General features: G+C 53.4%; 7 protein-coding genes. All 7 read left to right on the plus strand.

The window, feature by feature from the left end; all coding sequences use genetic code 11:
- Window positions 1-139: 139 nt before the first annotated feature.
- Entirely contained in the window at window positions 140-5,461 is a 5,322-nt protein-coding gene (locus tag AC2YIT_RS19695; protein WP_487280284.1) for a S8 family serine peptidase, read from the plus strand.
- A gap of 81 nt (window positions 5,462-5,542) precedes the next feature.
- Complete coding sequence (locus AC2YIT_RS19700) at window positions 5,543-6,538, plus strand: serine hydrolase domain-containing protein (RefSeq protein ID WP_487280285.1); 996 nt, start codon at window positions 5,543-5,545, stop codon at window positions 6,536-6,538.
- Window positions 6,469-6,861, plus strand: coding sequence for a DUF3471 domain-containing protein (locus tag AC2YIT_RS19705; RefSeq protein ID WP_487280286.1), 393 nt, complete (start codon window positions 6,469-6,471; stop codon window positions 6,859-6,861). The genes AC2YIT_RS19700 and AC2YIT_RS19705 overlap by 70 nt, the downstream gene beginning before the upstream one ends.
- 95 nt (window positions 6,862-6,956) lie before the next feature.
- The gene (locus AC2YIT_RS19710; protein ID WP_487280287.1) at window positions 6,957-8,234 is read left to right on the plus strand and encodes a hydroxymethylglutaryl-CoA reductase; all 1,278 of its coding nucleotides are present in this window, start codon (window positions 6,957-6,959) and stop codon (window positions 8,232-8,234) included.
- Window positions 8,231-9,202 carry a UbiA prenyltransferase family protein gene (locus AC2YIT_RS19715; RefSeq protein WP_430849618.1) on the plus strand — a complete coding sequence of 324 codons (972 nt, stop codon included), beginning with the start codon at window positions 8,231-8,233 and terminating at the stop codon, window positions 9,200-9,202. The genes AC2YIT_RS19710 and AC2YIT_RS19715 overlap by 4 nt, the downstream gene beginning before the upstream one ends.
- The gene (locus AC2YIT_RS19720; protein WP_487280288.1) at window positions 9,202-11,682 is read left to right on the plus strand and encodes a PEP/pyruvate-binding domain-containing protein; all 2,481 of its coding nucleotides are present in this window, start codon (window positions 9,202-9,204) and stop codon (window positions 11,680-11,682) included. The genes AC2YIT_RS19715 and AC2YIT_RS19720 overlap by 1 nt, the downstream gene beginning before the upstream one ends.
- On the plus strand, window positions 11,679-12,776 hold the full coding sequence (locus AC2YIT_RS19725; RefSeq protein WP_487280289.1) for a DUF3419 family protein: 1,098 nt from the start codon (window positions 11,679-11,681) through the stop codon (window positions 12,774-12,776). The genes AC2YIT_RS19720 and AC2YIT_RS19725 overlap by 4 nt, the downstream gene beginning before the upstream one ends.
- Window positions 12,777-12,786: the final 10 nt, after the last annotated feature.

Raw genomic sequence — 12,786 nt, forward strand, 5'->3', positions numbered from 1 at the left:
ATAAATAGTTCACGCTTTGTGTCGAATTTATGAGGTTTTTCTATTGAAAAACAAATAGTTACATGTTGTTTGAAATATTGAAAAAAGGGGTACATTCGATATTCTGAAGTAAATATTGACCCTTTCAATACTCCTCTATATGTGTTCGTTGAAGTATCGCTGCGCCCTCGTAGTAGTATTACTGGTGCAGCACCTAACTAACGTTACGGCCCAGGAAAATAGGGCTTACAACCTTTACCTCAAAAGTGGTACAATCACACCGGTATCTGTAACTGAACTTGTACGAAAGCGACCGGATAGCGCATTCCGGACCGCGGTCGGTGGTGAAGTAGAATTTGTAATAATCCAATTTTTTAAAATTCCTGAACGACCGGTGATCGATCGCCTTAAGGATGCAGGAATCACCCTGTTTGACTACATTCCGGAGAACGCCTACACGGCCCTCGTGCATGGCGAACCTGACCGGGATGCGTTGCAGGCGGCGGGGGTGAGGGCGATTCTCGAGTTGCAGCCTGAACAGAAGATCCAGCCGGCATTGCTGGGATCTAACCTGCCGTCTCATGCGGTGCGGGAGGAAGGGAAAGTGAATGTACGGATCAGCTATGTAAAAACCTGGAATCCCGACAGCATGCGGCAAGCGATCGATAAGCATGGGGCCCTGCTGCTCTCCGATGCTTTGAGTCCTTATCAGATCGTGGAAGTGCAGGTTCCCGTGGACAGACTGCTTGCATTGGCAGGCCAGCCATGGGTGCAATATATAGAAGCGGTGCCTCCGCCGGAGGAGCCGCTCAATGACAGGAGCGAAGCAGCGACGCGGGCGAACGTGCTTGCGTCGCTGTTGCCAGGCCAAAGGCAGCTTACCGGTGAAGGTGTGGTGATCGGGATAGGCGACAGCGGGTACCTGTTGGAGCATATCGACCTGGCCACGAAGGTTATCAGCTACAATCCCGAGAGCAGTTACTGGCATGGCGTTCACGTTGCGGGTACGGCTGCGGGCGGCGGCATTATGAACGAGCGGTACAAGGGATATGCCCCCGGAGCGTCGCTGATCAAACGCACCAATTCAGAGATATGGAAACAGGCATCGAATCTTGTCCGGGATTTCGGATTAATGATAACCAATAATTCGTACGGCGGAAGCGTATGCCCCGACTATGGTTCCTATACGTTCGATTCCTACATTCTCGACCGCCAGGCGTTCGATCTGCCCAGTTTACAACACGTATTTGCAGCCGGGAACAGCGGATTGGAAGCTCCATGCGAAGGCTTTGTGGCAGGTTTTGGCAATGTAATCGGAGGGAGTATTTCTTCTAAAAGTGTGATCAGCACCGGACGGACCGGCGCGAACAGCCTTATTAGCGCCAGTTCGAGTAAAGGTCCTACCAGGGATGGACGCATTAAGCCGGAGATCGTTGCTCCGGGGACCGGCATTGTTTCAACGCTTCCCGGAAACACTTATCAGGGAGGCTCGGGAACCAGCATGGCAGCGCCTGCGGTCACCGGAGGGCTGGCATTGTTGTACCAGCGGTACAGGCAGTTGAATGGCGGAAATAGCCCGAGGAATGCGCTTATGAAGGCGCTGCTGTGTAACGGGGCTACCGACAAGGGGCTGCCCGGGCCGGATTTTACCTATGGTTTTGGCATGATGAACTTGCTCCGATCGGTTTCGATGCTGGAAAAAGGGCAATACTTCAATGGCACGGTTGCCAACGGGGGAAAGAATGGCTATGAAATACCGGTGCCGGCCAATACGGCGCTGGTTAAAATCATGCTGTACTGGAACGACCCTGCCCCGGCGGTGCTCACCGGGAAAACGCTGGTCAATGACCTCGATTTGACGGTAGCCCGGTCGGGTGGTACTGAAATACAGCCCGCATTTCCCAGGGCGGCCAATCCGGCGGCGGCAGTTGAGCCGGGTGTGGATAGCGTTAATAATGTGGAGCAGATCGTTCTCGAAGCGCCCCTGGCGGGGACTTACGTTGTGAATGTGGCAGGCAAAAAGGTGCCTAGCGGCCCGCAGGAGTACTTCGTTGTTTACGACATTATCGAACCTTCCGCAGTGCTGACGTACCCTGCCGGGGGCGAGCGATTCACCAAAGGTGATGTGATTGATATCTACTGGGATAGCTATGGCAACGTCGGCAGCACATTTTCAGTAGCCTATTCGCTCAATGACGGTGCGTCGTGGACGAACCTGAACACCGCGGTACCGGCAGGTACCAGCCAGCTCAGTTGGACGGTACCTGACGCATTCACTACCACTGCCAAAGTCCGCATTACCCAAAACAGCACCGGAGTGGTTAAGGAAAGCGCAGTGTTTACGATTATGGACATTCCGGTAATTACCTTAGCTGCAAACCAATGCGAAAGCTACGCTGCCGTACAATGGACTGCGGTAAGCGGCGCCACCGATTACGAGGTCATGCGTTTGCAGGGGAGGGAAATGCGATCAGTGGCCACTACCAGCGAACCGAAATATGTGCTCAGCGGGCTCTCCCGTGATTCGACCTATTATATTTCTGTAAGGGCCCGCAAGAACGGCGTGCCTGGCCGAAGGGCGGTGGCGATCAGCCGGAAACCCGATTCCGGTACTTGCGAGGGCATTATTTCGGACGGCGACCTGGCTGTGGACGCAATCGTCTCGCCATCCGGGTCGGGCAGGTTGTTCACTTCCAACAGCCTTGGCGCATCCCAGTTGATAAAAATACGGCTCAGGAACTTCGACGATCTGCCCGTGACTCAACCGTTTCAGGTAGGTTATTCCGTGGGCAACGGGGCGGTACACTGGGAGACGGTGCATTCGGATGTCACTGCCAATGGTTACCTCGATTATACATTCATCGAAGCTTTCGACATGCGCAATGCGGGTTCATATCCGCTCACGGTGATGGTGAAGCTGGACGGCGACCAGGTTGCGAATAACGACCGGAAATCGGTATTGGTCCGTCAGCTTGCCAATACGCCGGTTAACCTGCCATTTTCTGATGATCTCGAATCGCTGCAAAGCGCCGAGGTGAATGTGAACACCATAGGCATTGCCGGAACCGACCGGTATGATTTTTCGCAAGAGCGTGACCTGGGCCGGCTACGGACTTTGGTCGATCCTGGTTTGGCCTATTCGGGCTCCAAGGCATTTACGGTAGACGCTAACAGCGGCAACAATTCGCAGTATCCGACCTACCTGGACGCAACGTATAACCTGGCGACTTACCATGCTGACAGCGACGAAATTCGCTTGTCGTTCCGGTACCGGCTCTATGCCACGACCTGGCCTGCGTGGCCGTTGCGTGTATTCGTCCGGGGGAAAGATACCGACCCCTGGATCGAGGCACTGGAGAGCAATACTGTTCCTTATTTTACCAAAAACAACAACTACTGGCTGATGTCCGTCGAAGTGAGCGATTTGCTGAAACGGAACGGGAAGGATTTCAGCGCCAGTTTCCAGGTGAGGTGGGAGCAAAGTTTCCGATACCCCGCGCAGACGGACGGTGCGACGATCGACGATATACGCCTCTATACCACCAACAGTGATATGGAGGTCGTGAAAGTTAGTGCGCTGGCGATCCCTTCCTGTGATGTCAACGGGTATCAGGAATATAGTATGCTGGTTAAAAATAATGGCGCCCAAGATGGCTTTCGGGTGCCTTTCGAAGTATTGATCAACGATCAGCTTGCTTATCAGGGAAATGTGCCGGTGGTGAGGGCGGGTACCGACACGCTTTTCGCCTTCAACTTTTCTTCTACGCTGTTCATGAATAGCGACCGCAATGTGAAGGTCAAAGTCAAAAAGGCGTTCGACAACAATGCAGGGAACGATGCGGCGGTTATAACTGCCAAAGCGGCCCAGGTGATTTCGCAATTCCCGTATCTTGAGGATTTTGAAAATGGTCAGGGCGGTTGGTATCTGACCGAATCGAACCCGCTGTGGGTGTTTGGTATGCCTGGTACCGGTAAGGTCACGACGGCTGCGAGCGGTAGCAATGCCTGGACGACCAACCTGGGTGGTGTGCGCTCGGGCGAGACCATATCCTATTTGTATTCGCCCTGTTTTGCGATGAGCGGCATGGCCCAGCCGTCGCTGAGTTTCAGTGTGTCGATCGACCTCGCCGCGTGTACAGGTAGTGCGTGCGACGTGGCATATGTGGAATACAATGTGAGTGGCAATACCTGGGTGCGCCTGGGGGCAATCAACAGCGGTACCAACTGGTACAATTCGCGGCAGGATGGTACGGACGTGTGGAACGTCCAGGACTATACCAGATGGCACGTGGCCACCACGCCGATTCCCAGTTATTTTCCCGGTGGCTATGTCCGTTTCCGCTTTGTAATTAAGAGCAAATCGGCAGGCGGGCGGGCTGGTATCGCGATTGACGATATCCATATTTATGATTCGCAGGCCACGGTGTATTTCAATGCGTTGCAGGAAACTTCGGAGGCATCCGCCAATGTGCAGGGCAATGAATGGGTGCCATTCAAGCTGAATAATTCACTGGTGGCGGCTATCAACCCGCACGGGCAGTCGCTGGGGCAGGTTTCGGTGAAGGTTTTTCAGGACAACGGGCCTATGCGGGTCGAAAACAAGCTGTACTACTTAGGCAGAAGTTTCACAATCTCGGCATCCCAGCCCGACTTTGCCCAACCCGTGGGCGTGCGGCTTTACATCACGGACGAGGAAAGTGAAAGGCTTATTTCGGCACCCGGAAAGGAAGGTATTGTGAAGCCGGCATCGGCTTACGAGCTGGCGGTAACCAAGTATTCGGGTAGCAATGAGGACGGTGATTTGACCAATGACGGTAGTGTCGCCTGGAATTTCTATCCTCGCAATGCGGTAAGGAAAGTGCCCTATGCACAGGGATACTATCTGGAATTTACGGTGAAGAGCTTCTCCGAATTCTGGTTCGCCAAGGATTTTATCGGGTTCGGGACGCCGCTGCCCGTGCGGCTTGCGAGCTTTTCGGCTAGGCCCGTCGAAAACAGCACGTATCTGGAATGGCGCACAGCCGAAGAGGAGAATGTAAGCCATTTTGAAATACAACGAAGCCCGGATGCCCGCACCTGGACTTCGCTGCCCATGAACACGCCGGCAATAGGCGAAAGCGGGCATCGCTACGAAACCATCGATGCCTCGCCATTGGCAGGAGTGGGTTACTACCGGCTGAAAATGATAGACTTAGACGGAACGTTTGCATATAGTCAGATTGTTTCGGTCGATTTTGCAGCTACCGGAAACTCTCCGGTGATGCTGTTTCCAAACCCGGTGGCCGACAAACTGTACATCCGGAGCGGTAACAGGCGGTTTTCGAGCGTTCAGCTGCATTCACTTTCAGGTATACGCCTCTACACTTCTGCTGAAAACCAGTCGGTAGTGGAGGTGGGGGCGCTGACTTCCGGCGTGCATTGGGTGACCATTCACTATGCCGACGGTTCCCAAAGCAGTCACAAGATTGTGATTTTGCATTGATGTAAATTAACAAAAATGTGACGATCGGTTACCTCAGATATCGGGCATATGGTTTATTTGCAAAAAAGACCATATCCTCTCATGAAAATCCAACTGATACCGATCGTCGCATGGCTTTTTGCGTTTTCCGCATCGGCCCAGCAAGTCAATACCACCGACCTCGACCGCCTTTTCGACTCTCTTACCGTACATGATCAGTCGATGGCGAGCGTGCTGCTGATGCACAAGGGGCAGAAAGTGTACGAACGGGCAATCGGTTACGCGGTGATCGACAGTACCCGCAGTGTCAAAGCAACGCCGCAAACCCGCTACCGCATCGGGTCGATTACGAAGACCTTCACCGCGACGATGATCATGCAGCTGGTAGAAGAGAAAAAGCTTACGCTGGATACGCATTTGGATAAATACTTTCCCGATATCCCGAATGCAAGCCAGATTACGATCGAAATGATGCTGCGCCACCGGAGCGGTATCCACAATTTTACGGATGACGAGGCTTACTGGAAACAGCAGACACAACCCAGGACACGTGCCGAAATGCTCGCTGTTTTTGCAAAGTATAAACCCGACTTCGTTCCCGACGCCGAGGCAAAGTACAGTAATAGTGGCTATATTCTCCTGGGATATATCATCGAAGACATCACTAAAAAGTCTTATGAAAAGAACCTCCAGGAGCGGATTCTCTCACGCATAGGCCTGAAAACCACGTCTTTTGGCGGAAAGATCGACCCGGCCCGCGGTGATGCTTATTCCTATTCGTTTTCAAAAAGCTGGGAAAAGCGGGAGGAAACCGATTTGAGCCAGCCGGCAGGTGCAGGTGCCATTGTTTCGACTCCGGGCGATGTATTAACGTTCATGAATGCGCTTTTTACCGGTAAACTGGTATCGCAACAGAGTCTGACCCAAATGACCAAGATCGTCGATATATTTGGAATAGGACTAGCGCCAATGCCTTTTTACCAGAAAAAGGGTACGGCCATACCGGTGGCCTGGACGGTTTCCGGACCATGGTGGCTTATTTCCCCGGTGATAGCCTGGCAGGAGCTGTTTTCTCGAACGGGGGCGATTATCCGCTGAATGACGTCCTGATCGCCATGTTCAGCGCCTACTATAAAGTACCGGTGGCTATCCCCGACTTTAATACCATGCAGATCAGTCCGGAAGAGGCTGAACGGTACCAGGGCGTTTACGAGAGCAAGCAAATCCCGTTAAAAGTGACGATCAGCCATAAGGATAACAAGCTGTTCCTCCAAGCGACCGGCCAACCTGCATTTCTGCTTACGCCCGTTAAAAAAGACGTATTTAAAATTGATGCTGTGGACCTAACGATGGAGTTCCGGCCGGAGCAAAAAGAAGCGACCATTACGCAGGCTGGGCAAGCCTTTCTGTTTACTAAGTGATGGTATGATAGGTATGTGAAATTTAGTATGTTAGCGGTTGCCAATGGGTGTATCTATTGGTGCAAGCCCTTTGCTATCAATCACTTGTCTATCCTATGTCTTCTACCAGCGAAACCACGAAAAAGGCGCTCCACGCTATGAGCGCCCTGCAAGACCTTGAACAGCTCCTGGACGAGATCAAAAATAAGCCGTTAAGTAAATCGCTGCCGGAAAGTTTACCCTCCGAAATACCCGTTTCGGTCGAAGGGATCAGGAAGCGGCTCGCATTTCTTTTGGAAAAAACAGGCCATGATTTTCCCTATCTGAGCGGGAAGCGGCAGTTTTCGGATGTTTCAAGACTGGAAGGAAATATCGAGAACTATATCGGGATGTCGATGGTGCCCACGGGCGTGATCGGCCCCGTGTCGGTGCTCGGCTCTATGGCGAAAGGCGACTTTTATATACCGCTGGCGACGAGTGAAGGCAGCTTGCTCGCATCGTACCACCGCGGTGCGCGGGCGTGTTACCTGGCGGGGGGCGCTACGTCGGTATGCCTGATCGACGGGGTGCAGCGGTCTCCGGTTTTCAAGTTCGATAACCTGGGCAATCTCGGCACTTTTTTGGTGTGGATTATCAGCCAGCTCGAAGAATTTCGTCGCATTACCGAGTCGGCCAGCCGCTATGCAAAGCTGATCGACATGAAATCCAATATTGAAGGCAACCACCTCATTCTCACATTCGAATATCACACGGGCGATGCATCCGGCCAGAACATGGTGACGATCTGCACGGACGCCATTTGCCGGTACATCATTCAGAATGCCCCGGTACAGCCGCAGTTCTGGTTTATCGAAAGCAATTTTTCAGGCGATAAAAAGGCGACTTCCCAGTCGTTCGCGAATGTTCGGGGCAAGAAAGTCACCGCCGAAATTACGCTCCCGCAAAAAATCGTACACGACGTACTGAAAACGAGTCCGGAAGCTATGGCGGAATACTGGCGGTCATCGACGATCGGCACCATTCAAAGCGGTTCGATCGGCGCGCAGGGGCATTACGCCAACGGCCTCACGGCATTGTTCATCGCCACAGGGCAGGATGTGGCCTGCGTTTCGGAGGCCTCGGTGGGCATTACACGCATGGAACTTACGGCTAACGGCGGCTTGTACGTGTCGGTTACGCTACCCAACCTCATCGTCGGGACAGTCGGTGGCGGCACAGGGTTGCCAACTCAAAAGGAGTGCCTCGAACTGATCGGCTGTGCTGGTGCCGGCAAGACCCGGAAATTTGCTGAAATATGCGGTGCCTTGGTGCTGGCGGGCGAAATATCCATTGCGGCCGCCCTTTCGGCGGGCCGGTTCACCGCAGCACACCAGAAATTTGGCCGCAAAAGATGAAGCTACCTGCCCAGGGAAATGCATTCAGCAATGCCCGGGAGAACAGCGCACCGTTCTTCCGCCGGTTTTATATTTATCAAAAGGAGCGGTTCCCGTTGCTTGGCCACGGGTTGCTCGTGGCGGCATTCAGCTTCTCCGCGATTTCCTATTCGCGGATATGCCGGGGCACGGAAGGGTTTGTGGATGTCCGGACATTTGCGGTGGGGGTTTTTACGACGATATCCCTTTTCCTGCTGGTCAGGATCTTCGACGAATTCAAAGATGCGGAAGACGACGCCCGCTTTCGTAAAGAACTGCCCGTTCCCCGCGGGCTTGTCACATTCCGCGAGCTGGCGCTCACGGGTGCCGTCGTCGTTGTGGCGCAAGTGCTGGTAAACCTGATTTTCTTTCCCAAAATGCTTTGGATATACGCGGTGGTAATCGGGTACCTTTTACTGATGGGGAGAGAATTTTTTGTAGCCGAATGGCTCAAAAAGCACCAGTTCTGGTACGTTACTTCGCATATGTTCATCATCCCGCTGATCGACATCTACGCCAGCGGTCTCGACTGGCTCCTGGCTGGCGTGAAGGCGCCCGAAGGCCTGTTTTTCTTTTTTGCAGTATCTTATATGAACGGCATTGTGCTGGAAGTGGGCCGCAAAATCCGCGCCCCGCAACAGGAGTCGGAGGGAGTGCTCACCTATACTTCGATGCTGGGCGTACCCAGGGCAATCGGATTATGGCTCGCAGCACTGGTGGTAACCCTTTTGCTGAGCATGGCCGCTTCGGTATTTGCCGGTTATGGCTATGTGGTGCTGGTGGTTTTAGGCGTTGTGTTCCTGGTTTGCGCATTGCCGGCAGTATGGTTCCGGAAGGCCAGGACTGCAAAACTTTCAAAAATGGTCGAATATGCATCGGCGCTCTGGACGATCGCGATGTACCTTACGCTGGGTGCCGGGCCGATGATCTCAAAACTGCTGTTCCATTGATGTATTTCGTTTCCGATACCGAACCTCACAAAGCAACCGGCGTCGCGATTGGCGGCAAGGCCGGAAACCTGTTTCGTTTGAAGGAACTCGGCTTGCCGGTACCGCACTTTGTGGTGATCCCGTGGGAGACATTGCGTGAGGATATTTCCGAATCCGGGCTTATTAGCAGCTTGCTGAGCGCCTTTGAAGGAACCCGCCATTTCGCCGTGCGCTCGTCGGCCGCCGGGGAAGATGGCACGGCGTTTTCGTTTGCGGGGCAGTTTGAAAGCTACTTATGCGTCACGCCCGGCGAATTGGCTGCGCGGATAGCGGATGTCCGGCAATCGGCGTTTTCGGAACGGGTAATGGCTTACCGGAAACATCACGGGCTTTCCGGTGCCGGTGGTGTGGCGGTGATTGTGCAGGAAATGGTCGATGCGGATGCGGCCGGCGTGGCATTTGGTGCTAACCCGCTCACAGGCAACCGGCAGCAGAAGGTAATCAACGCGGTTTCCGGCCTGGGCGACCGCCTGGTTTCGGGGGAAGTCAATGCCGACGAGTTTGTATTGGAGGGGGCTGAAATACGGTCTGTCCTCGCGGATGGAAAGCAGGCCGGACCGGCGCTTACCCATGAGCAGATTCACCGGCTCGGCCAGATACTCGATTCACTCGAAAAAGCGCTGGGGCATCCGCAGGACATTGAGTTCGCCGTCAGAAATGACCAGATCTATTTGCTTCAAACCAGGCCCATTACCACATTGAAGGCCAGGCCCGCGGGCAATTACATTCTTTGGGATAACAGTAATATCATTGAATCGTACCCCGGCGTAACCACGCCGCTGACATTCTCGTTTATCAGCAAATCCTATGAAGTGGCTTACAGGCTTTTCAGCGCTTATCTGGGTGTGAGTGAATTGGTTATCAGGAAAAATGAAAGAGTGTTTGCCAATACGCTCGGTTTTTTGAACGGCCGGGTTTACTATAACCTTAAAACCTGGTACCACATGCTGGCTATGCTGCCGGGGTACAGCATTAATGCGCGGTACATGGAGAAAATGATGGGGGTGAAAGAGCAGTTCGATATCCCGGAGTCCTACCGCTTGCCGAAAGGGAAGGCGTGGTGGAGCATTGTGAAAATGGCAGTACAAATGCTGTACCGTTTCAGGGCGCTGCCGCGGAAGCGACGGGAGTTTATGCAGCTCGTGGAGGGGACGATCAGCGAATACAAGGCCATCCCTTTCGCGGAGAAGAGTGCCGACGAGCTCATGCATTTGTACCTCGATTTCGAACGTAAGCTTTTGCTCGAATGGAAGGCCCCGTTGCTGAACGACTTTTTTGCCATGATCTGGTTCGGAATGCTCCAGAAACAATGCGGGCAGTTTGCAGGCGGCGGTAACCCCAACCTTCATAACGACCTGCTATGCGGGAGTAACGACATTATTTCCGTACAGCCCGTGCATCGAAGCATTGCCATCGCCGCGCGCATTGCTGCGGTTCCGGCGTTGAAGGATTTGTTTCTGACAAAAAATGAATATGCCATCCACGAAATGCTCGGAGCGGGCAGCGATCCGGAGTTCGTTGAGATAAAGGCCGATATCGACCGTTACATTGCCGATTTCGGCGAGCGCTGTGTAGGCGAGTTGAAACTCGAAACGATCTCATACGCCCAGGAGCCGGTCCGGTTCATTAAAGTGCTGAAATCCTACGTGGAAACGGGCATTACCGACGAGCAGTTTTCCGGCGAGCGGGAAGACACAATCCGTGCGAATGCGGAGCGGGAAATAGCCAGGCATTTGAAAGGTAAAGTCATGGGCCAGTGGAAAATGCGGCTCACGCTGCGCTACACGCGCGAGCTCGTCAGCGCCCGCGAGAACCTGCGCTACGAGCGTACGCGCGCATTCGGGATCGTGCGGGAGATTTTCACCTTTATTGGAAAGCGGTTTTATGCCGATGGCCTTCTCGTTAATGCGCGGGATATTTTTTACCTCACGAAAGAGGAGATTTTCAGCTATATCGAAGGCACGGCGGTGACGCAGGACATTAAGGCGCTGGTAGCATTGCGGCAGCAGGCATTTCAGCATTATCAGCAGCTGGGCCCGCTTTCGGAGCGGTTTGCTACCTATGGTGCGCCTTATAACGGCAACGATTTTTTCAATATCGACCGGGTCGAAAGGCCGGAGGGTGACTTGAAGGGCATTGGCTGCTCACCCGGTAGGGTAAGGGGGCGGGTAAGGGTAGTAGCCGACCCCGCGGAAGTGCCTTCACTGAATGGCGACATCCTCGTCACCACCAGCACCGACCCCGGCTGGGTGACCCTTTTCCCGGGTGCGTCGGGCATTATCGTTGAGCGGGGTAGCTTGCTGAGCCATTCGGCGATCGTTTCCCGTGAAATGGGCAAACCATGCATTGTGGGGGTAACGGGTCTGTTGAAAGGCCTCAAGACAGGCGATGAAATTGAAATGGATGGGAGTACGGGCATAATCAGGACTATTTCCCGATGACGAAAGCGGATTTAACAAAGAGGGTCAATTTTAATATGATCCGGTATGCCAACTGCTGGGAAGACGCGGATATTCTGCTGGCCGGCCTTTCGCCCGCGCCGGGAAGCAAGGTGCTTTCGATCGGTTCGGCGGGTGATAATAGTTTTTCTTTCCTCGTCACCGATCCCGAACTGGTCGCGGCCGTCGATATTAACCCTACCCAGCTTTTTCTGATCGAATTGAAGAAGGTTTGCATCCAAAACCTGGAATGGGAAGAGGCGCTGAGTTTTCTTGGTTTCAGGCAGTCGGAGGGCAGGTTGCAGTGTTTTCAGGCATTGAAAAGTCAGCTGAGCAGCGCCACCAGGGCCTATTGGGAGTCGAACCTGGCGCTGATCGCCAACGGCGTCATCCACCAGGGAAAGTTCGAACGGTACTTTCAGCTTTTCAGTGGGAAAATACTGCCCTGGATCCATTCCCAGCGTGTGGTAGAAGCACTTTTTAAACCAAAAACGGCAGAGGAGCAGGCGTATTTCTATCAAAACCAATGGAATACCTGGCGCTGGCGGCTGCTGTTCCGTATCTTTTTCAGCAGGTATGTGATGGGGAAATACGGGCGCGATCCCGAATTTCAGAAACAGGTCCAGGGTTCTGTTTCGAAGTTTATTTTTGAAAAAGCTGCGTCCCAGCTTGCCTCGGTGGCCGCGCAGGACAACTACATTTTGAGATACACCCTCACAGGCAGTTTTGACGGCCTCTTGCCGCATTACCTGCAAAAGGAGCATTACCCGAGGATACGCGCCAACATCGATCGGCTGCATATGAAGGAATGCTACGCACAGGGAGCCATTGCGCATTACGGGAAGTTTCATTGCATGAACCTCTCGGACATTTTTGAATATATGGATACCGGTTTGTTCGGGGAGACGGCCCGTGCGCTGATTGCCGGCAGCGAACAGGGCGGGCGGCTGGCATACTGGAACCTGATGGTACCACGCCGGATTTCGCAGATTTTACCCGAAAATGTCCGATACATACACACCGAATCCGAGCGCTTGACAGCTATGGATAAAGGCTTTTTTTACAACGGTTTCATCGTCGACCAGGTTATTCGATAATCCGCCGCAT

It is taken from the genome of Dyadobacter sp. SRI_021 (genome assembly GCF_057586235.1).